Origin of the sequence: Aeromonas sp. CA23, assembly GCF_002587065.1 — a bacterium.
Classification (GTDB): Bacteria; Pseudomonadota; Gammaproteobacteria; order Enterobacterales; family Aeromonadaceae; genus Aeromonas; species Aeromonas bestiarum.
The window spans coordinates 4,023,311-4,046,631 of sequence record NZ_CP023818.1 but is presented as its reverse complement, the minus strand read 5'-3'; the positions used below and the strand labels follow the sequence as shown (position 1 = coordinate 4,046,631).

The window sequence follows — 23,321 nt, the reverse complement described above, 5'->3', positions numbered from 1 at the left end:
GCACCGAAGTGGGTAAGTGGAAATGGGGTATCGGCTTATGGGTTGATAAGCGGGATACAGATATCAAACACGTAATGATCCCGGTCGGGATCCGTGCCCGCGTGGTATTGCTCGTAACACGGGCGATCGTCGCAGTTCAGCCCTTGGCCCACTACCCAGCGAAACGCCGTCTCCCAGCAGGCGACCAGTTGATCGCCGCGAGCGATAAACTGGCATACCGCATAGGGGCCCGCGGCTATGGTCTGGGTGGTTAACTGGCGCCCAACGGGGATCTTTGGCCCCAGCTCAATGCAAACGTCAGTACGGCAGCGCGTCTCATCGGTGATATCGGGGATATCCCAATAGAGACTCAGGGTACCCGCCGGTGTCATCGCCTCGTCTGAGGCGAACTGCGCGAGCAAATCCCGATGGGCTTGCTCGCAGGTCTCCTTGCCATAGGGGCCCAGGCGGCGCATGTATGCCACACGCCGGGCGGGCATCTGCCTGACGTTTGCCCCCTGCAGCAGACCCGGGTGTTCGGTGACCGGGTGCATGACCAAGCCATCATAGGTGTCAAAGGGAAGGGGATCGTTTCCAATCTTGCTTTTCCAGTTTCCCCCCTGCTGCTGGCGGTATTCCGAGGGGCTCATGGCGAAGTGCAGGCGAAAGGCCTTGGCGAAATTCTGGGAGCTGGAGAACCCGGCGGCCAGCGCGAGGGTGGTGATGTCGCTCTGGGGGGAGGCGAGCAGGCGACGGGCGGCACGCTCCATGCGCAGGCGCCGGGTAAATCCGGCAATGGTCTCGCCGACCATCGTCTTGAAAATACGGTGGAAGTGAAAGGTGGAGATGGCCGCTGCCGCTGCGACCTCATCCAGACTCGGATTGTCATCCAGATGGTGGCTGATGTAGTCCATCGCCTTGAACACAGGTTTGCGATAATCCAGAACGGACTCCTTGCCAGCCAGCAAAAGTGGGCGTCAGAGTCGGATTTAATCAGAGCCCTCTGCCGTTGTCGAACCCGTTTGCTCTGGTCACTCATTCATCTTCACTATCTTTTCTGCCAGACAACTCTATGTCCCCTAAAGAAATGGACGCTTTCGGTCGAGAGATTTTTATCTCTCCACTACGTTCATCTCTCAGGTGACGTCCTGCCAAGCATACGCATCAGAGTCTTATCTTTATCCAGCAGGTGATGTTTTACCGCGCCGACAATATGAATCAGCACGAATGCCAGCATGATATAAGGTAGATATACATGAGCGGAATGAGTGATATCACTCAATGATTCACTATATGGAATAACATTCTCTGGATCATTGCTATCTGGATTCATTGGGATAATGAACCAGCCAAACAGGGTAACGCCACGGCCTGCAGCACCGGAATAACAAATACCAGAAACAGGGATGAGCAAGGTTGAAATAAGCAATCCCCAGTGGATCATTTTGGCTGTCATAGCCTCGTAGCGGGGGTATTGGCGAACCGGTGCAGGCCACCCTTTGCCAAGTCTGACAATTGCCCGTGGCACCACAAGCAGCAATGCCACCACGCCCAGTGATTTATGCAGGGGATAGAGAGCCCATATCTCAAGTTTCACCATCAGATAACCCAGCAGGGTCAGGCCAATCATCAGCAAGGCGACCGACCAATGCAGAAATCGGGTTAGCAGGCTTAACGGCGGTGAGTGATCCACTATCATCTTCATTGTTTCCTTAAATTTTTTTGGAATATTTCTTTTGGCCGAAATACGTCTAAGCGATTGCCGATTGGCCGAAATTAATAAAAAGTATCGAAATATAATATAAAGTAAATGAAACACCCGCGTTTCCAATCTTGCTTTTCTTGTATTGCATTGACGATCTCTGCCACAGGGTAATGGCGCTCAGTTACCAGCTTGACTGCGGCCAGTTTGAATTCTTCCGTGTAACGTTGCTGCTTGATCATGACACCTCCTGAATGACCTCAGTTTGAGGCTCTTGAGGTGTCTAGGAAAATCGGGGTGATTCACATTGAGTTTTGGTGAGATCCAGCGCATCGTTTAGAAGTACGCTAGGTGTAGGAAGTGAGGTTGCAGCCGAAGGCAAGCTGACTACCTGGGGTGAGGTGCATGATGAGGTCTTATGTCGTGGATATATTGCTAGTGTTCGCAATTCTGATAACCAGTGCGGCTACAGGGTGGGCACTCGGCGCTTTATTTGTTTATGTGACAAAAAGCTTTCCATCATTAGGCCACAGCATCACCAGCAATGCCGCACCTTGCCGGCCTCTTTACAACGCCAACACACAACTACGCCGTTGTCAGAATACGGTTGAGCATTTGCAGCAAAGCCCTTCAAAGAGCGGTAACTAGCACAGTCTGTCACGACTCTTTGAAGGGGCGCCAAGTAAAGCGCGGCAGGCAAAGTACCTAATTGCCAATCACTTCAGGCAGTTTCACTGGTTTCCATGATGCTGGTATCTTGATGCGACTCAACAGCGACATTGGTATCAATGACTGCTCCTGCCACCACGACACGATTCCTCCCTGTCTGCTTTGCAACCAGTAAGGCTACATCAGCAGAATGCACGATTTCATCGAAATCTATGGGGCCTTCGCCGTAGGCAACCCCGAAACTGGCCGTGACTGCTGGCATGGCCCCTGACATGCAGGCGAGGTCGAGTTGTTCTCGCACTCTATTCATCACATCCACAGCAACGGTTACGGGAGCATCAGGCAGTATCACGACAAATTCTTCGCCACCATAGCGTCCGACGATATCGGTGTTGCGTACCACATCGCTCAACACGCGCGCAAAGACCCGTAGTGCACGATCGCCAGCTTCATGGCCAAAACTATCGTTGAGTCGTTTGAAGTGATCCAAATCACAAAAAGCCACAGATACGGGCCCTTTGCGAGACAGCAACGCTCTCGCCTGGTTTTCAAGGCTGCGTCGATTCAATAACCCAGTGAGACCATCGGTTTCTGCTTGCAACTGTGTTTCTTGCATGGCTCGTAACATGGCGATCCGGGTGCTCGCGCGTGATGCGATAGACTGCAAGCGTGAAACAGTTTCACTATCAAAGACTTGTCCCTTAACTCCCGATACGTGTAAAACACCGGCTTGTTTGCCCATGCTTGTCATTGGAATACACACGGCAGAGCAAGTGCCACCTGGGCGTCCTCTTAATTTGCGGCATGCATCCATCAACTCTGAATCTGGGAATATCAAGGTTGCCCCTCGTCTGAACGCCAAACATTGGCGAGGAGTCTGAGCCATGCATCCGGGAGCTCCCGCCGGTTCGGCAGTTACAACTTGGCGAAAATGCATCTGACTCGAGTCTGCCAATAACATTTCCCCTGGTGTTTCTTTGATGGCAAGTGATAGTGCTTCACCCACCACTGCAAATGTCTCCTCCTCCGACTCACTGGCATCCAGCGCCCGGTGCAACTTAGCTTCAAAATCTTGACGCTCAGCTTCTTTAAACAGTGCCTGCTCTCGTCCTTCAGTTGTTCTTCTGACTGAACGACTGATGGTAAGGGCCAGCCACAGGATCAGCGGAAATGCGATTAGTGAGACAATCACGACAAAATTACCCAAATCACGTGCAGCAATGGATGCCGCCGCAAGATCTTGCTGAACCAGTACTCCCCAGTGATAACCCTTGAAGCCAAGAATGCCTTTGGAGCTGGAATAGCCAATGATTTGGGCTTTTCCACCTGCATCGTCGGCGTCCACTGTGATAAAGCCAGCGGAGCGTTGATGCAGGTCCATGGTACCTAGCGAACCAATTTTCAGCAATTGTGCTGGTGAAGCTCCATCATCCGGTCTCGGCTCGAGTATCAAACCATCATGAGACAGTACCTGGGTACCTATGCCCGCATTACCGCCATCCAATAATTGCTGCCGAACGCTTCTCATTATTTCGCCAACAACACGATCAAACGAAACCCAGTTAGCCCATATACGCGCTATCTTGCCATCCGCGCCATAAATAGGTGCAACAAACAGGAGCGTCTGCGCTTCAGTGCCGGTCGCCAATTTAAGTAGGGGGTCATACGTAGCATCACGGTAATAGCTTTGACCATGACCGAGGTAACCACTCATCGCACGTCGGAACCACTCCGTATCTGCGACCGATGTACTTCGTAATGCATCGCTGTTGATCTGCCGACCATCTCCTGTCGAAGTGCTGTTGGCGATGATGTTCCCCGCTGAGTCGGCAATCACCATCAAGTCATAAAAACCATATGCTTGGGTGTAAATGTCAGTGGTATTACTGATGCTTGCGGGATCCCCCAATGCCTTGGGGTTGAGGGCCATCATCTGCACGTCGCTGTAGCGCTCAAACAGGTTGCGATCAATCTTGTCTATCGCTTCTCGTGCCTGAGCGGCCAGAAAACTACCCGTTTTATCATTCAGGCTTTGACTACTGCGCTGATATGCCAAGAATCCCACCGATATAAGTGGTACCAACCCAATAAAAAGCAGAGATACCAACAGGTATCGAGTCAGGCTCTTTACATGAGTACTGGTCGGGTTCGTAATGCTATGCATGGAAGTACGTTTCATCCTTACCCTTGCCTCTCAGCCCAGCAGAAAATAAAAGCTCAACTATCAGCGGCGCTACTGACATGTATGAGAATATAGGTTGATTTGTTGTCTGCTGCCAATCTCACATGGCACCTGCAATGCCAACAAGTCTGCTCAAAATGTGATTTCAGCGCATCATGGAAATGGCAACAGCAGGAGCGCATTGATGCGCCCCTTTTTACTGTTCCTGATTAAGCTCTCGCTGCGGGAGCAGCCACCCGTCAGGGCTGAGTGAATTGATAAGACTCAGGGCCAACTGAGTGGCGGGGTTGGCAAGACATCGTACTCTAGGGGTAGAACAATCACATCGCTCTTATCTCTTGTTGGGTGGGCCAATGACGCAGTTGGTGCAGCAGTGCATCAATGGCCTCGATGCAGTCGGCCTGGGTGAGTTGGTAACCGTTGGGTAGGTAGGCCACGATGGCGGGCTCTGCCTGCATCTGGATGTTGTCTTCGAGCCAGCCGCGCAGCTCAATGAGGATATCGAGGGCTGTGAGGTGTGATTTGTCTGAAGGAAGGTTCATAGCAGGTTTCGCTCTGCCAGTGACACCACGCCCTCTGCGCCGACCACCAGATGGTCGAGCAGCCGGACATCGACCAGGGCTAATGCCTCTTTGAGGGCCTGGGTAAAGACCCGGTCGGAGTGGCTGGGTTCGGGGTCACCGCTTGGGTGATTATGGACCGCGATAAGCGCACCACTGTTGAGCAGTAAGGCCCGCTTGACCACTTCCCGTGGATAGATGCTGGCACTGTCGAGGGTGCCGCGAAACAGCTCTTCAAAGGCCAGTACACGATGCTGTGAGTCGAGGAACAGAGCGCCAAACACTTCGTGTTCCCGGTCCTGCAGCAAGGTTTGTAGCCGCTCTGCGGCGTCCGTGGTGCTAGTGATGGCAGTGCCTTTGGCTAGGCGCTTGCGGGCAATTTGGTTGGCGATACGCAGCAGGTCTTGCTCGGTCACCGGTTCGGTGACGACATAGGTGCCGGGGCATTCCCCGGCTTTCAGTTTGTGGTAACGCATAGTGGAGTTCTCCAAATAAACAAAACCCCGGCACGCATGAAGCATGTCGGGGTTAAAGGTAGAGAGGTTGTTGGTTCACTTTGAGGGTAGTTCAGTTGCCCGTGGCTACGGGGCACTCTGTACCGGTATCAGTGGTCCGGGGACCAGCACAGTGAGCAGGATAGCCAGCGCAATGCTCAGCCGTTCCGCCAGTTCATAGGCTGGCCCTATAGTGTCGTAGTCGGCCACCCAGGTAGCCAAGGCCAGGCTGCTGCCCTCCACTGCCCGCAGGTAGACGCTGTAGCCGTGCACTGTCAGGCCACTGTCACGCACCACCTTCGTCTCCTCCTCCCGATTGATGGCCTCAAGCTCAACGGCTATTGGTTGTTTGGGCATCGTGTGCCTCCTCTTGGGGTAAGGGGTCACTCTCCACGCAATAACCGTGATGGATGCAGGTGCGTTGCAGGTCACTCAGAAAGCTACCCAGCACGCGGGGCTGATCGATGAGCGGAACCGGTCCTGCCTGACAGCGCCAGAAACAGCGACGCGTGGGGTCCAGGCAGATTTCATCCTCGGGCTGGCTCATGGTGCGCCAATCCTCGGCATTGGTGAGTGAAATCAGTTGCCACTGCACGCCAGACCAACGCAGATGCAGCGTGACGGTGCGGGCGTTTGGGTTACCAGGAGTGAGGTGCAGCAACCAGCGCTCGCCCTGGCGAGTTGGTTGCAGCTTGGCCTTGGCCGCGACCAGTCCCAGCCACTGGCGTGAGTAGTGGGAGAGCGGCAGTTCGTTAGTCATCACACACCTCCTAATCCCCACTGACCTCAACGGTGAAGTACGCCATCCGGCAGTAGGCAACAAAGTTGGTCTGCCACAAGGTGAATAACTCATGGGCCTCTGAGCGCTGGATTGGCCCCCATCCTTGCAAATAGTGCTCGTCATCCAGGAAGTTGAAATCGAGCTCCTTGCAGAGCTCGGCATCCTGACCGAGTCCCTGGTAACTGAAGTCGGTGACGTAATCGAACAGCCAGCCATCAAGGCCGCGAATCAGACGTATCTCGACGGGGTGAGCCCCTCCTTGCTCGGGGCTGTAGGTGGGACTGCGAAAGTTGAAGGTAAGCTGGGTCAGGCGCTCGAGGTCAATGTCGGCATGAGCGACCTCCTGATTGAGGAGCGAGAGCAGCGCTTGGGCAACGGGCAGGGCAAAACCGCCCCGGTGAAAAGGAATTGTCATGATGTGTCCTCGGTGAGTGGGGAAGAGGGGCCTTCATGTGGGGTCAGTCTTTGAGCCAATCCCACAGTTTGCTGACGCCATAGGCTGCGACGGCGCCTACTGCAAGGGGAGCTAACAGCGGGGCTGAAGCAATACCGGTCACCGACACCACCGTCGCAGCGGCACCACTACCGCCAGCAGTAGTGGCCAGAGTGGCGGCTGCAAGCCCAGCCGTTGCACTGGTGGCTGCTTTACCCAGCGTATGGCGAGCCACCTCAGCTGCCACCACCGTTGCTACAGCGGTTTGCAGCAGCTTTGGGGGATGCTGAACCCCTTCTATGCACCAAGTGACAAATCGCTCGCCATTGGCGAACTGTTGACCTTGCTCACCTTCATTGAGTCGGGCGTAAGCCCGTGTCAGGCTTTCCTCTCGACTGAACAGGCGTTGGGCATGGGGCTGGACCTCAATGGTGCAGTGCTGACTGAATTCAGCCAGCGAGGTCAACGCCAGTTGACCTGAGTGATCACCGGCAGGAGTTGGTAGACAGTGAATGACCTGGTCATGGCCAACAAAGATGCCATGATGCTGGCCTTCAGGCTGCGGTGTTACCAAGTGATCGCCGATAATGAAATGTCGTGTCATGGGGTGATGTTCCTCATCAAGGGTTGGAAATGAAAAAGGGCGTCACCGTGATGGTGACGCCCTTTGGCTTTATTTTTTTCTGAGCGGGCTACTTGCCGCCTACGGTGATCTTCAGTGGTTGATGAAACTCGGGTGTGAAGGTGGAGATGGGGAGCCGGGTAACTTGGTTACGTGCAAAGACTTCGGTCGCCTGAATAATGGCGATAGACTTGGCTTGCTCAACCAATCCGCAATCAACTTCCGTAAAACCGCCACCATAACGAGTCGCGGAACTCCCACCAAAGGGTTCAACTTCCAGCGTTGATTCGGCCAGCGCTTTGCCCTTCTTGTCATTAAATTGCAGCGTGATATACAAATGACCAAACTCGTCTGCCCCACCACTATCTAAAGAGAAGTGATACGCACAGACACCTTGGTTTGCGTAAAGCGTGTCGGTGTGCTGGATAGCGAGGTAGCGTTGGGCCTCGGCAAAACAGGTAGTACTCCAACACAAACCACTCACGAGAAATACCGAGAAGCTTTTTTTCATGCCACTTCGTACCATTCGAATTTTATTCATGTTCAGCTAAGCCACCTTTTAAACTGGGTGTTAGTTTCAACACGTTTAATTAACAGTTGCCGCTTTTCTGACAGAGCTCTTTCAGACTTTGTTTGCCAACCCATTGCTGAAGATCTCGTTCTTCTTGGCGCTGTTTGGCTTTGATTGAACTGAGCTGTTGTTTATCGATACAACGCTCTGGTAACACCATTAGTATTTCGGTGCTGACTGACTGCTGTGGTTCATCTGAAAGCATAGAGTAACGCGACTGCTCAAATTCAAGCACCTTCCCGGTGTCGACAATGGAGACGTAGCAACCTTTCCCTTCATTTTCACCTTGATATATGATGCTGATATCAGAGTAGTCACCACTGCGTGGCTTGTACGCAAGATAGGTAAGTGTCTTTTTGTTCTTATCAGCTAAAAACAGAGGACTTCCAGACATTTTCCTCAGGAAGGCATATTTGGTCCATGGATATTGATTTATGACCTCACCACTCCATGTCAGGGCGTTATGCATCTTGTTGTCATCAAAATTATCAGATGAGTGCCAGCCCTGAGATTTCATTGTCGCCCAGGTATCATACGTTCCTGTGATTTCAGCAGCGTGAGCAGACATCGCGGTGAACATCAGACCACTCGATATCATCATTGTTTTGAGTATACTCTTCATATCTATCTCCATTGTATATATCCCCATTGCCAAAAGACGTCCTATCGATGTTTGGCTTGCCAGTAAGAAAAATTTACTGTTAATCTCACATTGCTTCTGGTCCAAATTGTGTTTGGTTAGTTTGATTTCTGAGAATACGTTGTACGCTGGAAACACTTATTCCCGTGCGCTTGGCGATTTCAGTTCTGGATAGTCCTTTGGCAACCAGTGCAAGAACTTCATTACCTTTTGCCATGGCTGTAGGTTTTCGGCCTTTATAAACACCTCGTCGCTTGGCTAACTCAATACCCTCTGCTTGCCTCTCCAGCATCAACTCTCGTTCAAACGTTGCGATAGCACCGATCATGGTGAGCATTAACTTGCCGGTAGGCGTAGAGGTATCGATCCCCAAATTCAATATCCGCAATGCAACTTGCTTATGTTGTAGAAATTCTGATATTTCCAATAGGTGACGAGTATTACGAGCCAGACGATCCAGCTTGGTAACCATCATCACATCTCCCTTCTTCACATAATCCAACAGGAGAGTAAGTTGCGGTCTATCATCACTGGCTCCGCTAACCTTCTCCTGGAAAACTTTATTGCATTCGGCCAGCGCTCGAAGCTGGACTTCCAGGCTCTGACCTCCCGTACTAACACGTGCGTAACCTACCAGTGCCATGGTCTCCTCCCGGTCAATAGGGCAAGGTACACTGACCTCCATGGTCAAAAGTCTCGAAGAGACCTTAATGACCAGAAAATGGAGGGAAATAGATGAAATGAGTGCCGATTTCGTGAGTGTCACTAGGGCTTGATCTATTGAATCAAACCAGTGGTTTAAAGACGTAATGTGTCATCTTGTGACAGTTGCAGTAATGGCTGACTACAACCACGCATCACAAAAATCTAGTAGTGTTGCTTTGATTTGGTTAGACAGCCGTCCTAATCACTCTTGGAGTACCGTGGGGAATACACATTACTAATGCGTGGTTCTTCCAAAAATCAGTATCAAGATTAAATTTGACCAATTGTTAATATCAGTTATAGAGGCAAACATAATGATTCCTTTATAAAAAGGAGTGCGTATTGCGCACTCCTTTGGGATAGTTCACTTCAATAAAGTATATCCAAGATTATTTGAAATAAATATTAATGTATTCTTGTAGTGAATGACTTTTAAGAGTGTCTGAAATGTATACCGCTATTAAAATGCATTATTTAAATGATGCAACAGCCTCTGATCACCAATGATGCGAACTAGCAAGAGAACTATGAATTAAACTTTTGTCAATACCATCGGTGCTCTTTTTAAGTGCTATTTTTGATACGAATAGCAAAAGTAGCAGGGTTTTGCTGGTTACACTATCAGTAAAGTTTACGATGACGAAGGGTGAAAAGTCGCGTTAGGCCATCTCATCTATTGTCTAACCTTATTCAAGCCGGTTGGCATTTTCGCTCTTCGTCTATTTTTTAGTGTGATTCTGATAATACTTAAACAGCAATTTTACGACGTCTGAGCGAGCTCCAAGTTTGACAAAGCTTTCGACTTGGTCATCAGGAACTGAATAGAGCATTTTAATAGATTCGGAATCTAATAGACAAACTCCAATGGAGGAACCATTAATGCAGTGGATTAAATTAACAATCAGCTCCTCAGATGAAACAACACCTTTCTTTATTAAATCACTGACAAAGACATCTGGTTCTACATTCGTGTTGATTCCATCTAGATTAGATAATATTCTCTTGGAAATATTGTTTAGCCCTTCAAGTAAATCGTGACTAATCATCTCTGAACCATGATTTAGGTCTACTATAGTTGCTGTCGATACATTTATGTTTGTTTGAGGGTAAATATAATCTGTATGCAGCGTAAATAAAATAGTATGGCGAGCGATGGTGAAGTTATAACAATAAATAGCTTGTGCCATCACTGCGTTATAGGTATTGCCACCTGCAACAATAGAATGTGCAATATAATCACTCTCGGAAAGCCAGGATTGTCTATTTTTTATGCTTGTATGAGGAGATAAAATAGTAGGTATATAGATCAATCCTTGATGATTTATAATATCATTGACCTGCGGCATTAAGGATAAATTTTTTATTTCCTTTCTTTCTTGATTATACATCAATCCAATTTTGAGGACGGCTAGAGCATGTTTGATAAATCCAAATAATGGTAACGATTTATGGTCTATTCTATCAATGATTTGTAGTGCTCGATAAGGATCGTAGTTTTTTATACTGCGAAGTACATCAATTAACAGTTGGCATTGATGGAAATATACCTTACTCGGATGGCCATTCATTGTTGCCAATATATTAATTGCGGTGAAATAGTCCTTCTTGAATGTTAAAAAGCTCTCATATTTTGAGGTTATCTCTTCTCTACAGCAGTTTCTACAAACCTGAAGTCTTTCATTATCCTTCATTGGCATGTAAAAAATAGGTGGAAGAGATACCATCTGGGACAACAAATATTCTTCTGTAAGTGCATCAAAAACGAGGTTGTCTACTATAACATTATTTCGGATTTCGTTTGATTCGCAGAATATATTTATTCTAATATTTTTTATCAACTTATGAATTGAAGTTATATGGCTAACTTCTTGTCTATTAGATGGTGTGCTATTTACATCACAACCTTCAACTCTATTTTCAAAGAAGCTCAAGGCTCGATATAAATTTTCTTGTAACTCGTTAAGAGTTACAGCATTTCCTTTGGCTAGTTTATTGTAGGTTTTATGAAAATTATTAAACATGCCTATTTTATTGTTTATATCTTGCAGGATAATAATTGCTGCATAAGCAGAAAATATAGATCTAGTGTTAATATTTAAATTATGGAACTTTTCATTATTAAGCCTTTGATTACAAATTTTAATTTTTTCACGTAACGTGATGCAGGTTTGATTTTCTTTTTTTGAAAAAGACGATAAATACTCCATTATCTCTGGGAGTAATATTTCAGGCTCAATGGAAGTGGCTTTTTTATGGGCTTGGTTGTAACGTAGTTCGCACTCTATTAGATGGGTTTCAATGAAATCCACTGTGTATTTCTTAGCTGTTAGTTTGTTATATGTCACTACAGGGCCGTTAGATTTTATTATATCTTCATTCAATAACAATCTATTTAGGTGAAAATAAATCGAGTCTTGAGTTGCATTGTTTTTAAAAATGCTAATGTCTGCGCACATTAAAGGTATTAAGGCATTTCTAGTATATTTTTCAATGGTGTCTTCTTCAGACTTTTCCCAGATAAATGTAGTCTGAGCTAGCGATGTATATATCGCTTCTAATACAGGCACATGATTTATTAGAACGTTTGATGGTTGATTGCTTCCAATATGTAAGTAATTGCATATCAGATCTAACCTCGGCAAATAATCATTCCGATCTGGCTCAGTCTTATTATCTCTAGACCTGTTACTATCTGAGAGAACGTCATTGCCTTGTTGTGAATCATGAACACTTTGGAAATGCCCTTTATGCGCATCGAATGGTGCTCTTCTGATTTGCTCAGATTGGCGGCCTCCACTCCACAGCCCAAGCGTTTTTTGTACTGAATAGATAAAACTTGCAAAAGGATGGGGGGTCATGATTTCACCTGCATGGCTGTTCCGAAGAGTAGGTCGCTGGAAGAAGGAAACTCAGTCCAGTTTGTGCGCTCTCATTAGTCGCCAAACAAAACAAACCCAAAGGACTGAGTTGATGCCTATCTTACCACCCCTGCCACAACCACAGCGGCGCCGCATTCACAAAATCAGCCATGCCAGGCGTGATAAAGGACATGTTCGTCGCTTGATGACCATCTTGCTGTTACGTGAAGGACGCACGATCACTGATGTTCATCACCTTACCGGCGCAGCTCGCTCGACCATCGGCCGTTGGCTTCTGTTGTGGTCAACTAAATCCGGACACTTGGTTAGGCCGATCCTCGGCTTTTGCTGGCCGAGCCCCGGTCTTACCTGTCGCGAAGATTGCCACCTTACTGGCGCTGCTCATGGAGCTTTCTCCGCAAGATTGTGGTTATCAGCGTAGTCGTTTGTGTACCGAACTATTGGCTATCAAAATCAATCGGTTAATAGAGCTCAATGTGGCAGCCTCCACCCTTCGTCGAGGGTTACCTCGTATGGGCATTGTCTGGCTGCCAACCTTATGGTGCTGCACTATTAGGTTCAGCTATTTAGTTGGGTTCGTAGTTTCACCCCATGACGACACCTCACCCTTGCTCAAATATACGAACACATTCAAAGCGACACCAGGAGACCGCTTATGTCAAAAGTGCAAGATCGTATCATCAGGCTGCCAGAACTGCTCACCATGATTGCTTCTAGCAGGTCAACGGTTTACGAAAAAATCAATGAGAAATCTCGTCGTTACGACCCGTCCTTTCCAAGACCTATTAGGCTCTCCTGCTCGGCTAGATCAGCTATAGGCTGGCGCCTGAGTGAAGTGCAACACTGGATTGCTACCCGTTAACGCATTGCTAAGGAGTGACCTTATGAACCTTGATCGGATACTGGAAAGGCTGCCGCCATCGATACTCGCTGTAATAGTGCTCTTGCACCGTATAACCAAGGCTCCTCTGCTACTGATCCTCTCAGAGTTGCTTAGCGTGATGAGTATTGTAGCGCAACAGCTGGTAGACATTAGTCCTAAGAAAGGAATGGTTTTTCCCACATCATTATTTTTTATCGTATTGGCAAGCTCAGGTGAGCGAAAAAGTACGATAGATAAATACTTGATGAAGGTAATTTATGAATTTGAAAAAAGTATGCTCGAGGCCTACAGGCGTGAATATGAAGAGTTCAAGGTAGAGTCGGAGCTGTGGGAGATAAAGAAAACTGCAATCACTACTGCACTGAAAAGAATGAGCTCACAGGGGAGTACGGAATTCAGCGAGCTTGATGAAAAATTTAAGGTCCATATGAGAAGCAAACCCATGGAACCACAGAAAAAACGTATGTTGGCTAATGATGTCTCTACTGCAGCATTAAAGAAAATGCTCATCGGGCATGAGGTTTCTCTTGCTCTAATGTCAGATGAAGCTAGCTCCATTTTTAATGGTGACTTGCTGAAAGATTCTGCGCTTTTTTGTTCTCTGTGGTCTAACCAACCACTAATAATTGATAGGGCTAATAACTCAAGCGCCAAAATCGAAGGGGCTCGGTTAACAATGAGCCTGATGATCCAACCTGAACTGTTCAACACCTTTAATGAACGTCACGGGGAGACCATGCGTAGTTCAGGTTTTTTCTCAAGGGTATTTTTTTGCCAGCCTGAATCTGAGATTGGTAAGCGGTATGATTTCGGTCTTGTTACACAGCACAACATGATGCCGCTGGATAATTTTCATGCAACTGTTCATCGCCTTTTGGCATTAGGACAAGAACGAGTCACACAAGGCGATAAACGTGATTTATTAACGTTATCTCCTGATGCTGAGTGGTTATGGCTAGAGAAGTACAACCAGATTGAAGCAGCGATGGCTAAGGGGCAATGGCTTGAGGAGTACACGGAGTTTGGCTCTAAATTTATGGAGCAGGCGACTCGGTTAGCGGCAGTATTGCATGTCTTTAGTCATGCTCAGCAAATAGAGAATGTTGTTGAGAAAGAGACGATGGAGACGGCGATTCAGCTAACAGAACTATATTTTGAACATGCGATAAATCTATTCAAGTCACCCGCATCCTTGACGCTGCCGGACCGTCGTGGTGCCGAGGTACTATTAAAATGGTTATACGATAACTTCAATGGTATACCGATTAAGAAAAGTACAATTAGACGTTGTGGCCCCTACAGTATTAGGAATCAAAAGGGGCTGGCTGAGGCAATAAACATACTCCTTGCAGAAGAACATATAACTTGCTTTAAGAAAAAACAATCTATTAGTGTTATTCTGTCGCACAGGAAGTATCCATATCTTAGTAATGGATTAAAGAATCCTTTTGTTTTTAAAGATGTTGGTGGCGACTATGGTGAGCCCTACTATGGTAGTAATATCTCAAGATTTTATAGCGGGAGAGGCGGTATCAACTTACAAAATAATACGACAGTTCCAAGCATTGAAGGCTTGATTGATCATGATGAATTGGGTGAACAATTTTATTTCTAATCGAAAATAACTTCAGAGTTGATATTTATAACTATATTTATATGCAATTCATTGTGAGCCTTATATGGCAAGGATTGAGCTTATTATATTATCTAATTGATAGGGGGAATATGTCCGGTATATGTAATATATGTAAATGAAGTATATCAATAAAACATGTGTCATCACACTCGTTATACGCCCTATAACGGTGTCTATATCATCATCTAGATATCCCCTCTCTCTTGAGAGGGGAGGATTAAATTTTATTTAAAACACTAACTCACGTTATTGTGACAGGCATAACATTTTTCAAACACTTAGCATTTAGGAGTGCTCATTATGTATGACAAAATATTATTAACCAATATGGAGTTTGAAGCGCTGTTGCAGAAGTGCATATCTGGATATGGGCCAATGAACCTCGATTATCTGGCGCGCAGTGTAGAATTTACAGCTCAAGTATTAGCAGAGACTCCTCGAGTCTTTGCTATTCGATGCGATTTAAGGTTCGCAGTGGATACCACTGAATACGACCTGGATCAACTTATCTTCATGCAGCGTACAGACCCAGCGGTTATCACACGCTTCATGGAATCCCTTAAAAGCCAGATCAAAGCAAACCATAAACGTAACAACCGACGAGGGGAGCCTCGTCTACCTGCTTACATCTGGTGCAGGGAAAAGGACTCATCAGCACACCACCATTACCACGTCATGCTATTCTTCCACAGAGACGATTATGCCTATCTGGGTAACTATTTAGAAAGTGATGGTGATAACATGGGGGTGAGGATACAGAAAGCGTGGTGTAGTGCACTAAGCTTACCGCATCCAGAGCATGCTCACTTGGTTCATTTCCCTTCCAAAGGGACTTATGGACTATTTCGCAATGCGGCAATTAATCGAGATAAAATCTATCACGACTTCCTATTTCGTCTGGCTTATTTCAGTAAACAGAGTACGAAGGTTATGGGTGGGCAACGCAACTTCGGTTGCAGTCAAATACGATAAGACGCTTGAGCACATCAGTGCTCATTAGTATGCTATAGAACAATCCCTGCGTATTTAATTAAAGGATATCTATGAGTGAATTTCTGAAAGTGCTGTTGAACATCCGTAGTCTGCGGGCAGCACTGCGCGAGTTGTCTCTGGATCAGCTCAAAGAAGCCCACGAGAAAATCGAGCTGATTTATCTGGAGCGGTTAGAGGTAGCTGAGAAAGAACAAGCCGCCCAAGCTGAGCACCAGCAAAAACTGGCTGAGTTCCAGGCGATGTTGGCACAAGCTGGTATCGACCCGACTGAGTTGGTTGGCAGTACTCCGGCAGCTGCGACTGCGGCTAAAGCTAAACGAGCACCTCGTCCCCCCAAATACCGTTACGTTGAAAATGGCGTAGAGAAAACCTGGACCGGTCAGGGCCGTACGCCCAAGTTCCTGGCTGAGCAGCTCGAGCAAGGCCGCCAATTGGATGAGTTCCTCATCTGAGCGAACGAGGCCATGCCATTCATCGGCATGGCCTTTCCTATTGAACAGGTGAGAGACTAAGACACTCGGCGGTATCTATGTGCCCGTGTCGGTATTGCTCAATATGACCCGCTCAAACCGCATGCTCTATCATGAGGTGTGCCAGACCGCTGATCGCTTGTTCCAGGTATTGACGCGGACAACCCAGATTTAGTCGGATAAAACCACTGCCCGCCTCCCCGAAGCCAATTCCCATAGAGGGGACTATGCTGGCGTGTTCGATCATGTGGCACTTCAGCTCATCGTCGCTCAAACCCAATGCACTGCAATCAATCCAGGCCAGGTAGGTTGCGTCGGCGTCCATCAGCGTCAGCGCCGGGATGCGATGTGCCAACTGAGCTGCGAACCAGCGGCGGTTGTCACTGAGATAGACGAGTAACTCATCTAGCCAGACCTCTCCTTCTCGGTATGCCGCCGTGGCTGCTTCCATGGAGAGGGCGTTAAATACGTCCAGGCCATGCGCATCAAGCCTTTGTTTGAAGCGTTGGCGTAAATTTGCGTCAGGCAAGATGAAGTTGGAGATCCGCAGTGAGGAGAGACCAAAGCTCTTGCTGGCTGATGTCGCCACGACCAGATGCGATAGCAGATGGTCAGGCAACGTGAGCACTGAACAGTGTTGATGACCATTTAGCTGCAAATCCGCCCATATCTCATCGGAGATGAGGGTAACCTTGTGCTGCTGGCAGAGGACTGCAAGGGCATGAAGTTCCGCTTGCTCCCAGGCTCTACCAGTTGGATTGTGTGGGTTGCAGAGGATCATGACGGTCGGCTGCTCTCGGATGAACAACTGCTCGAGATGGTGCAAATCCATCTCGTAGCGTGTTCCTTTACGACGTAGCGGGTTGTCGAGCAAGCGACGCTCATTCAAGCCGATGATTTTGGCAAAGGAGCCATAACAGGGACCTTGTATTACCACGCCGTCACCGGGGCGAGTGAGCATCTGCAGCAGCAGCGAGATACCTGGAATGACCCCTTCGATAGACTGGATCCACTCTCGTTTAATCGTGACCCGGTGGCGACGGGCAAACCACTGTTGTACCGCCTCAAAGTAGTCGTCACGACGCTCGCTGTAGCCGAATACGCCATGCTCAACTCGACGCTGCAGAGCGGCTTTCACTACGTCCGGGCAAGAGAAATCAAAGTCAGACACCCACATGGGCAACAGGTCTGTACCGTCCAGCCCCAGATACTGGTTCATGCAATCCCATTTGATGGAGTTGGTGTTACGGCGATCGATGACGAGATCAAAGTGGGCGTTATGCATGATGGCGGCCTTCAACTGTTGGCTGGAGGAGGGTTTCTGGCGAATCGGCCAGCCCGGTGTTACGGGCAATACCAATGCCAGTGAAACCGTAGAAAAGTGCAAAGAAGAGTGCCGAATAGCACTGGATAGCCCAAGGTAGGTAATCCAACGTACTGACGCCGAGTGTGCCTGCCATGTAGACCCCCGCTGCCGTCCACGGGATCAATGGCTCAATGACGGTGCCTGCATCTTCGATGGTGCGAGACAGGTTTTTGGTATCCAGTCCCATACGGCGGTAGGCATCCTGAAACAATTCACCGGGGATCAACAGGGCCAGTTTGCCATCACTGGTCGCACCGGTGACCAGCAGTGTGGTCGCGATGGTGGAGGCGATGAGCTGCCCGGTAGAGTGGATCAGTTGCAGCAACCGGTTGATGATGAGATTGAGTGCGCCGGTCAAGGTCAGTACCCCGGCGAAGGAGAAGGCACAGAACACCAGCAGTATGGTGCTCATCATGGAAAACATGCCGCCCCGGTTGAGCAAGCGGGGGATGTCGGCGATGAGGCTGCTGACATCGTGTCCTTGGGTCGTGAACATGGTCAGGTTGAAGCCATCGATGAGCGCATCAAAACCAGCCTGTAACGGCAGACCCTGCATGACCATCCCCAATACAATGGCGATGGTACTGGCCAGCAGCATCAACGGGATGGTCGGTTTCTTGGCAACGGCTCCCCACAGTACGATAACAGGTGGAAGTAGCAGTAACGGGCTGAAGTGGTAGAGCCCCTCTAGGCTGGTCAGTATGGTGACGACCTTTTCGGGCGTTGCAACTTGTTCACCCATCGTGGACAGACCCGCCGCAAAGAAGACTCCGGCAGCCAGCAGGAAGCTGGGCAACGTCGTCCAGAGCAGATGCTGGATATGGGCGTACAGGGTCGTATCCGCCACGATGGCGGCAAAGTTGGTGGAGTCGGAGAGCGGGGAGATCTTGTCACCAAAATAGGCACCGGAGACCACTGCGCCAGCTGCAGCAGCCAGAGAGATATCCAGGCCATGTGCCACGCCTATCAACGCCACACCAACGGTACCTGCTGAGCCCCATGACGTGCCGGTGCAGACAGAGACCAAGCTGGTAATGAAGAAGGCGGCAATCAATATGTACTGCGGGCTGATGAGTTTTAGTCCCCAATAAACCATGTAGGGGATGGTTCCGCTGAACATCCAGCTACCTATTAGCCCCCCCACGCAGACCAAGATCAATATGACCGGCATCGCCTTGGTCAGCTTCTGGACGATGGAATGCATAATCTCATCCCAGCTGTAGCCCTGCCAAAGGGCCAACAGTGCGGTAAACACGGCGGACAGCAGCAACAGTGGCTCAATCCTGAGCCCCATCAGGGCGTACCCCACGACCAGTAGCGTCAACATCACCAGAATGGGCAGGGTGGCCATGCCCAGAGTCAGTGCCTTTATGTTGTTTTTCATTATCATGAACCCATCGCTTGAAGATGCCTTATTGTGCCGGTCTCCATATCAAGAAATGTGAGCCAGGAGCACCTCTCATGTAATCGCTTACATGGCGTCATTAAACGTGACTTACATCTCAATGTTCCAGCTTGACCAAGGAATGGACCGAGCCGCGCACCACCAGTGTGGGTGTGAATTCCTGGAGTTCTGGCCGCTGTTCAAGTTGTTGTAAGCGGGAAATTGCCAGTTCGGTTGCCCGACGCGCCATGGTTTCGATGGGGTAGTGGAGTGTTGTCAGCGGAGGGTAGAGATAGCGAGCCAGCAAGATGTCGTCAAACCCGACGATGGAGAGCGCTTGAGGCAGCTCTCTTGCGCATTGACGCAGGTGGGCCATCATGCCTGCCGCCATCACATCATTGAAAGTCAGTACCGCAGTGACTTCTGGACTCTGTGCAAGCAGCTGTGCAGCGGCTTGCTCCCCCCCAAGTTCCGTGAAAGGTTGGCTGATAATCCAGTGCGGTTTGATTGGAAGGTGGTGATATTCCATCCCCTGCAGGTATCCCTCTAGTCGCAGCTGCCTATCGGCAATTGGCAGGTCACACGTGATGCAGGCGATATGCTGGTGACCATGGGCCACCAGGTGATCAACGGCAGCTCTAGCGCCTGACCGGTTATCAAGCCAGACACTGCGGTGAGCCAACTCGGGCAGATAACGATTGATGGGAATGAGCGCAGGCATGTGCGCGGCGTAGCGTAGCAATGTTTCATCAGGCAGGCGGGTGGTATGTGCGACAATGGCTTCACAACCCTGATTGATCAGGAAGTCGAGACCATGCTGCTCCTGTTCGCTCTGGTGGGATCCGCTGCATACCATCAAACGGAAACCTTGTTGGCGGGTGACGGACTCTACGCCACGCGCCAGCCTGCCAAAGAAGGGATCAGCCAGATTGCCGGTCAACAAACCCAGCAGGTTGCCACTGCGTTTGGCCAGGGCCACAGCTGTCATGTCCCGTCGGTAGTTGAGGGTGCGCATGGCGTTTTCAACCCGCTCACGGGTGACGGGTTCAACATATGCAGTGTCATTGATCACCCTGGAAACGGTCGCGGTAGATACGCCTGCTAGCGTGGCAACCTGTTTAATCGTAGCCATGTCACGGTCTTTACTTCGTTGGATAGCAAGGGCCTTTCTTATAGCGGTATCTTCTGCTGCAATCTATCTCGTCCCCCTTTGCAGGGGCTGATCTGTGAGCCGTTTGGCAAGACTGGGCACTTTGGTGGCAGATATCGAGTGGTTAAGTAGCCCAGTGATATAGCAAAGGTAGTGGGCCTATGGACCATGACATTTCACCTCAATCGGGTAGTCGAGAAGCTCGGGGTTAGCAGTAAACCCCCGACGATGCCCTGATGAGTACTTTACCAACAGTAGGGACTCATCCATTTGCCGCAACTACCGCAGAGGCTTCTGTGGACGAAGGCATGAACCTGTCCGAGAGCCGGATGCGTTAGAAGTGTACCTCTGGTTCGATGAGCAGGGGGGAACGGGATTATGGTCAGGGCAGTAAGGCACCACCAATCGAAAGAGGCGGCAACAGATATGTCTGACCTGCAAAATTACTGCGCCATATCTCGACTTTGCCCTACCCGTTTCTGAATCGATCCCAAGTAACGGATTAATTTAGCCTCATGAAAATTTCGGCGGTTCCGGTGAAGAACTTCCTCTTGATAATTTTTACTACAGCCTATATATCCAGTTTGAGGGCTTTCCTCTTAAACATGTAAAGGATAACTATTATGGGTCTCAAACCTGGTCCGAAACCAATTGCTAAATCAACAGGGAAACCTGATCAACGTCGCCGTGATAATAAAGATACTCCGGGAAATACTCCATCGTTAAAGCCGAGTAAATCCACAGGGAAGTAAGACGGTCAGGAAATATATGCCGGGGAGGTGGGGCCGATGGCCCCATTTCTTCGCCCCTCCCAGCCTCTTACAATCAAGATTGCTTTCTATAGTAATCGCAATAAAATCAGCGATTTGCTTTGCTTTAATGTTCAGGCCCTGAGGGCGTTGTTGCCCAAGTCCATATGGATGGAATGGAACAATTGAAAATTCAGCAATCTTAGCACCACCATCCCTTTTAGGTCTGCCCCTAGTGGCATGATAGTTGTCACTGGAGCAGCGCGAACAAGGCTATCAGCTGGACGAGTTCCTCATCAAAATTTGTGGGCGATGCCGACTATTGATGTAGCCATTCATTTATTTATTGACGGGGCATTATACTATCTGATTGATTATTGGTAATATTTAGTACGTTTTATCGCTTGTAAGCTGAATGCTTGACCACCACCCCGCTTCATTTCCTCAATACTGCCGACGCACTGACGCTCATCAACCAGTTCGATACGGCAACTGACGAGCACACCATCGTCACGCTGTTGCGCACCCTCAGCCAGCAGATGGGCTTTGACCACTTTCGGCTGGGATTCATTTTTCCAAGCTCTATCCAGCGCCCCGAGGTGCGTATCTTCAATGGCTGTCCTGCCCAGTGGGTGCAGGCCTATGATGCGCAGCACTTCTTCGCGGTAGACCCGGTGGTACGCAAAGGGATGACTCAGAGCATGCCGTTTCTGTGGGCCAATCTCATCAACGAGTGTTGCGAGCAACAGGATACCTCTGGTGTAGAGGTCATGCTGCAGGCCCATGATGCGGGATTGTGCGATGGCATCACGTTCCCCTGGCATGGGGCCAACGGTCATGTGGGGTTGCTGTCATTTATTACCCGAACACCCCGTCCGGAACACCAGTGGCTGACGGCCACGCCCTTTTTGAGCTGGTTATCGATGCATATCTTTGAGGCGGTCGTTCGGGTCTGCTTGTCCGATATGCCTCCTCGGGATGCGCTGAGTCTACGGGAGCTGGAAGTGTGTCAGTGGGCAGCGGAGGGCAAGCAAGTCAGCGACATCGCCCAGATATTGGGTATCACCCCAAGAACCGTGACCTTTCACCTCAATCGGGTTGTCGAGAAGCTGGGGGCGAGCAGTAAAAGCCAGGCGATATCCTGGGCGCTCAAGCAGGGGCTGGTGCGACTTAACATCGATACCGCATTAGTGGGAAATATTGATGAGGGTGACCAATAGTTCTGACTGGAGCAATTCATTGCGCAATTTGTGGAATTTAACGCTGATAATGCCATTCTTGCTGGCTTGATACTCTGCTTGGTGCAACATCTTGCTGCTGGTTGGGGCGGTGTAGTGGCGGGTGTTTGTAAGTTATTGATAATTAACAGCTCAATAAAGTGGCATGGTCACTGCTAAGAGTTTTGGTCGAGTGCTATCTCATTTAACCAATCTATCTAGGAGCAACCCCATGCCAACTCCGTGTTATATCAGCATCGAAGGTAAAACCCAGGGCAACATCACCGCGAGTGCCTTCACTTCCGACTCCGTCGGCAACATCTTCGTGCAAGGCCACGAAGACGAGATGCTGGTACAAGAGTTCAATCACCAGGTGACCGTACCGACTGACCCGCAATCCGGTCAGCCAGCTGGTCAGCGTGTCCACAAGCCGTTCAAGTTCACTGTGGCCCTGAACAAAGCTGTTCCGCTGATGTACAACTCCCTGGCTTCCGGTGAAATGCTGCCGAAAGTGACCCTGAAGTGGTACCGCACTTCTGTGGAAGGCAAGCAGGAGCACTTCTTCAGCACTGTGCTGACCGATGCCACCATCGTTGATATCGACTGCCAGATGCCGCACTGCCAAGACCCAGCGAAATCTGATTTCACCCAGCTTATCCAGGTCTCCCTTGCTTACCGCAAGATTGACTGGGAGCACACCGTTGCCGGTACCTCTGGTTCTGACGACTGGCGCGCTCCTATCGAGGCATAAGCCTGACTTTCTGATTTCGCTATTCCTTGTATTACGTTTTGTATCTTGTGGCCGGTGTGCTCCGGCCTTTATCCCGTGTTTCTCCGGTCAGTCTTTGGCTGCCGGAGCTTTTATGTTTTGCCATCCCCCTGTCTGGCCGCTGATGTAATGGGAATTACCGTGGTAGCGAGTGCGGGGGGATGGCAAAGCACACAAGAGGTTTTACGTTATGTGTCCCTCCATTGCATTGCTCGGTGACATTGGCACCGACCACGATGGCTTCCCGCCGACGCCGGTGATAGCCGCCAGCCCTGATGTATTCCTCGATGGCAAGCCCGTCGCTCGTCAAGGTGACCCACTCGCACCGCACGACAAGCCCAACAATCCACCCCATCCACGCAGCATTGCCGGTGGAGTGGGTTCGGTATTGGTGAACGGCAAGCCTATCGCCGTCACCGGCACAGCCGTGGATTGTGGTGGCGTGGTAATCGGTTCGGGTAGTGGGCAAGCAGGATAAGGAACAGAG

At 49.4% G+C, this 23,321-nt stretch carries 23 protein-coding genes and 2 pseudogenes; 8 read left to right on the top strand and 17 right to left on the bottom strand.

The genetic code is table 11. The features are described 5' to 3' along the window. Positions 1 to 35: 35 nt before the first annotated feature. The 14 genes and pseudogenes from CK910_RS18625 to CK910_RS23880 all read right to left on the bottom strand — a co-directional run bounded on the left by CK910_RS18625 (position 36) and on the right by CK910_RS23880 (position 12,196). Positions 36 to 947 (bottom strand): AraC family transcriptional regulator, encoded by a 912-nt coding sequence (locus tag CK910_RS18625; RefSeq protein ID WP_172955362.1) that lies wholly within the window; start codon positions 945 to 947, stop codon positions 36 to 38. Positions 948 to 1,108: 161 nt separating this feature from the next. Further along, positions 1,109 to 1,678 (bottom strand): cytochrome b, encoded by a 570-nt coding sequence (locus CK910_RS18620; protein WP_253852725.1) that lies wholly within the window; start codon positions 1,676 to 1,678, stop codon positions 1,109 to 1,111. Between the two features lie 146 nt (positions 1,679 to 1,824). Further along, a pseudogene (locus CK910_RS24685) lies at positions 1,825 to 1,923 on the bottom strand (transposase); the annotation flags it as partial. Between the two features lie 479 nt (positions 1,924 to 2,402). Further along, positions 2,403 to 4,529, bottom strand: coding sequence for a sensor domain-containing diguanylate cyclase (locus CK910_RS18615; protein WP_098984306.1), 2,127 nt, complete (start codon positions 4,527 to 4,529; stop codon positions 2,403 to 2,405). Positions 4,530 to 4,852: 323 nt separating this feature from the next. After that, on the bottom strand, positions 4,853 to 5,074 hold the full coding sequence (locus CK910_RS18610) for a hypothetical protein (RefSeq protein ID WP_098984305.1): 222 nt from the start codon (positions 5,072 to 5,074) through the stop codon (positions 4,853 to 4,855). Then, complete coding sequence (gene radC, locus CK910_RS18605) at positions 5,071 to 5,568, bottom strand: RadC family protein (protein ID WP_098984304.1); 498 nt, start codon at positions 5,566 to 5,568, stop codon at positions 5,071 to 5,073. The genes CK910_RS18610 and radC overlap by 4 nt, the downstream gene beginning before the upstream one ends. 105 nt (positions 5,569 to 5,673) lie before the next feature. Beyond that, on the bottom strand, positions 5,674 to 5,943 hold the full coding sequence (locus tag CK910_RS18600; protein ID WP_098984303.1) for a hypothetical protein: 270 nt from the start codon (positions 5,941 to 5,943) through the stop codon (positions 5,674 to 5,676). Continuing rightward, positions 5,918 to 6,346: a hypothetical protein gene (locus tag CK910_RS18595; protein ID WP_098984302.1), complete on the bottom strand. Its 429-nt coding sequence runs from the start codon at positions 6,344 to 6,346 to the stop codon at positions 5,918 to 5,920. Before CK910_RS18595 ends, CK910_RS18600 begins: the two co-directional genes overlap by 26 nt. Positions 6,347 to 6,356: 10 nt before the next feature. Next, the gene (locus tag CK910_RS18590; protein ID WP_098984301.1) at positions 6,357 to 6,782 is read right to left on the bottom strand and encodes a DUF2787 domain-containing protein; all 426 of its coding nucleotides are present in this window, start codon (positions 6,780 to 6,782) and stop codon (positions 6,357 to 6,359) included. 43 nt (positions 6,783 to 6,825) lie between these two features. Further along, positions 6,826 to 7,404 carry a lecithin retinol acyltransferase family protein gene (locus CK910_RS18585; protein WP_098984300.1) on the bottom strand — a complete coding sequence of 193 codons (579 nt, stop codon included), beginning with the start codon at positions 7,402 to 7,404 and terminating at the stop codon, positions 6,826 to 6,828. Between the two features lie 88 nt (positions 7,405 to 7,492). Then, positions 7,493 to 7,963, bottom strand: a complete 471-nt coding sequence (locus CK910_RS18580) for an IrmA family protein (RefSeq protein WP_253852723.1) — start codon at positions 7,961 to 7,963, stop codon at positions 7,493 to 7,495. A gap of 49 nt (positions 7,964 to 8,012) precedes the next feature. Next, positions 8,013 to 8,615, bottom strand: coding sequence for a hypothetical protein (locus CK910_RS18575; protein ID WP_098984299.1), 603 nt, complete (start codon positions 8,613 to 8,615; stop codon positions 8,013 to 8,015). An 85-nt stretch (positions 8,616 to 8,700) separates the two neighbouring features. After that, positions 8,701 to 9,276: a recombinase family protein gene (locus CK910_RS18570; protein WP_098984298.1), complete on the bottom strand. Its 576-nt coding sequence runs from the start codon at positions 9,274 to 9,276 to the stop codon at positions 8,701 to 8,703. Positions 9,277 to 10,057: 781 nt separating this feature from the next. After that, the gene (locus CK910_RS23880; RefSeq protein WP_157774650.1) at positions 10,058 to 12,196 is read right to left on the bottom strand and encodes a hypothetical protein; all 2,139 of its coding nucleotides are present in this window, start codon (positions 12,194 to 12,196) and stop codon (positions 10,058 to 10,060) included. A 112-nt stretch (positions 12,197 to 12,308) separates the two neighbouring features. Here CK910_RS23880 and CK910_RS18565 point away from each other — a divergent pair. From CK910_RS18565 to CK910_RS18545, 5 genes and pseudogenes are all read left to right on the top strand, one after another. After that, a pseudogene (locus tag CK910_RS18565) lies at positions 12,309 to 12,756 on the top strand (IS630 family transposase); the annotation flags it as partial. Between the two features lie 116 nt (positions 12,757 to 12,872). After that, positions 12,873 to 13,079, top strand: a complete 207-nt coding sequence (locus tag CK910_RS18560; protein ID WP_080631381.1) for a helix-turn-helix transcriptional regulator — start codon at positions 12,873 to 12,875, stop codon at positions 13,077 to 13,079. Between the two features lie 22 nt (positions 13,080 to 13,101). After that, positions 13,102 to 14,715 carry a YfjI family protein gene (locus CK910_RS18555; RefSeq protein WP_098984297.1) on the top strand — a complete coding sequence of 538 codons (1,614 nt, stop codon included), beginning with the start codon at positions 13,102 to 13,104 and terminating at the stop codon, positions 14,713 to 14,715. A gap of 321 nt (positions 14,716 to 15,036) precedes the next feature. Continuing rightward, a complete protein-coding gene (locus tag CK910_RS18550) occupies positions 15,037 to 15,708 on the top strand; it encodes an inovirus Gp2 family protein (RefSeq protein ID WP_157774649.1) in 672 nt (223 codons plus the stop codon). 71 nt (positions 15,709 to 15,779) lie between these two features. After that, entirely contained in the window at positions 15,780 to 16,181 is a 402-nt protein-coding gene (locus CK910_RS18545; RefSeq protein WP_098984296.1) for an H-NS family histone-like protein, read from the top strand. 112 nt (positions 16,182 to 16,293) lie between these two features. Here CK910_RS18545 and CK910_RS18540 read toward each other — a convergent pair whose 3' ends face one another. The 3 genes from CK910_RS18540 to CK910_RS18530 all read right to left on the bottom strand — a co-directional run bounded on the left by CK910_RS18540 (position 16,294) and on the right by CK910_RS18530 (position 20,081). Further along, entirely contained in the window at positions 16,294 to 17,484 is a 1,191-nt protein-coding gene (locus CK910_RS18540) for a MalY/PatB family protein (RefSeq protein ID WP_098984295.1), read from the bottom strand. Next, positions 17,477 to 18,949 (bottom strand): Na+/H+ antiporter NhaC, encoded by a 1,473-nt coding sequence (gene nhaC, locus CK910_RS18535; protein ID WP_216640163.1) that lies wholly within the window; start codon positions 18,947 to 18,949, stop codon positions 17,477 to 17,479. The genes CK910_RS18540 and nhaC overlap by 8 nt, the downstream gene beginning before the upstream one ends. Positions 18,950 to 19,067: 118 nt before the next feature. Further along, positions 19,068 to 20,081 carry a LacI family DNA-binding transcriptional regulator gene (locus CK910_RS18530; protein ID WP_098984293.1) on the bottom strand — a complete coding sequence of 338 codons (1,014 nt, stop codon included), beginning with the start codon at positions 20,079 to 20,081 and terminating at the stop codon, positions 19,068 to 19,070. 1,186 nt (positions 20,082 to 21,267) lie between these two features. On the opposite strand from CK910_RS18530, the gene CK910_RS18520 reads away from it, so the two are divergent. The 3 genes from CK910_RS18520 (at position 21,268) to CK910_RS18510 (ending at position 23,312) form a co-directional block, all read left to right on the top strand. After that, complete coding sequence (locus CK910_RS18520; protein ID WP_098984292.1) at positions 21,268 to 22,068, top strand: LuxR family transcriptional regulator; 801 nt, start codon at positions 21,268 to 21,270, stop codon at positions 22,066 to 22,068. Between the two features lie 229 nt (positions 22,069 to 22,297). Next, positions 22,298 to 22,816, top strand: coding sequence for a type VI secretion system effector Hcp1 (hcp1, locus tag CK910_RS18515; RefSeq protein ID WP_042867111.1), 519 nt, complete (start codon positions 22,298 to 22,300; stop codon positions 22,814 to 22,816). A 208-nt stretch (positions 22,817 to 23,024) separates the two neighbouring features. Further along, positions 23,025 to 23,312 (top strand): type VI secretion system PAAR protein, encoded by a 288-nt coding sequence (locus CK910_RS18510; RefSeq protein WP_021141173.1) that lies wholly within the window; start codon positions 23,025 to 23,027, stop codon positions 23,310 to 23,312. Positions 23,313 to 23,321: the final 9 nt, after the last annotated feature.

Excerpts from the sequence above, each read along its gene's own strand:
- CK910_RS23880 (WP_157774650.1), bottom strand. The coding sequence starts at position 12,196 with ATGACCCCCCATCCTTTTGCAAGTTTTATCTATTCAGTACAAAAAACG.
- CK910_RS18585 (WP_098984300.1), bottom strand. The coding sequence starts at position 7,404 with ATGACACGACATTTCATTATCGGCGATCACTTGGTAACACCGCAGCCT.
- nhaC (WP_216640163.1), bottom strand. The coding sequence starts at position 18,949 with ATGAAAAACAACATAAAGGCACTGACTCTGGGCATGGCCACCCTGCCC.
- CK910_RS18610 (WP_098984305.1), bottom strand. The coding sequence starts at position 5,074 with ATGAACCTTCCTTCAGACAAATCACACCTCACAGCCCTCGATATCCTC.
- CK910_RS18600 (WP_098984303.1), bottom strand. The coding sequence starts at position 5,943 with ATGCCCAAACAACCAATAGCCGTTGAGCTTGAGGCCATCAATCGGGAG.
- CK910_RS18540 (WP_098984295.1), bottom strand. The coding sequence starts at position 17,484 with ATGCATAACGCCCACTTTGATCTCGTCATCGATCGCCGTAACACCAAC.
- CK910_RS18575 (WP_098984299.1), bottom strand. The coding sequence starts at position 8,615 with ATGAAGAGTATACTCAAAACAATGATGATATCGAGTGGTCTGATGTTC.
- CK910_RS18530 (WP_098984293.1), bottom strand. The coding sequence starts at position 20,081 with ATGGCTACGATTAAACAGGTTGCCACGCTAGCAGGCGTATCTACCGCG.
- CK910_RS18545 (WP_098984296.1), top strand. The coding sequence starts at position 15,780 with ATGAGTGAATTTCTGAAAGTGCTGTTGAACATCCGTAGTCTGCGGGCA.
- CK910_RS18570 (WP_098984298.1), bottom strand. The coding sequence starts at position 9,276 with ATGGCACTGGTAGGTTACGCACGTGTTAGTACGGGAGGTCAGAGCCTG.
- CK910_RS18580 (WP_253852723.1), bottom strand. The coding sequence starts at position 7,963 with ATGAATAAAATTCGAATGGTACGAAGTGGCATGAAAAAAAGCTTCTCG.
- CK910_RS18620 (WP_253852725.1), bottom strand. The coding sequence starts at position 1,678 with ATGATAGTGGATCACTCACCGCCGTTAAGCCTGCTAACCCGATTTCTG.
- CK910_RS18615 (WP_098984306.1), bottom strand. The coding sequence starts at position 4,529 with ATGAAACGTACTTCCATGCATAGCATTACGAACCCGACCAGTACTCAT.
- radC (WP_098984304.1), bottom strand. The coding sequence starts at position 5,568 with ATGCGTTACCACAAACTGAAAGCCGGGGAATGCCCCGGCACCTATGTC.
- hcp1 (WP_042867111.1), top strand. The coding sequence starts at position 22,298 with ATGCCAACTCCGTGTTATATCAGCATCGAAGGTAAAACCCAGGGCAAC.
- CK910_RS18510 (WP_021141173.1), top strand. The coding sequence starts at position 23,025 with ATGTGTCCCTCCATTGCATTGCTCGGTGACATTGGCACCGACCACGAT.
- CK910_RS18555 (WP_098984297.1), top strand. The coding sequence starts at position 13,102 with ATGAACCTTGATCGGATACTGGAAAGGCTGCCGCCATCGATACTCGCT.
- CK910_RS18550 (WP_157774649.1), top strand. The coding sequence starts at position 15,037 with ATGTATGACAAAATATTATTAACCAATATGGAGTTTGAAGCGCTGTTG.
- CK910_RS18560 (WP_080631381.1), top strand. The coding sequence starts at position 12,873 with ATGTCAAAAGTGCAAGATCGTATCATCAGGCTGCCAGAACTGCTCACC.
- CK910_RS18595 (WP_098984302.1), bottom strand. The coding sequence starts at position 6,346 with ATGACTAACGAACTGCCGCTCTCCCACTACTCACGCCAGTGGCTGGGA.
- CK910_RS18590 (WP_098984301.1), bottom strand. The coding sequence starts at position 6,782 with ATGACAATTCCTTTTCACCGGGGCGGTTTTGCCCTGCCCGTTGCCCAA.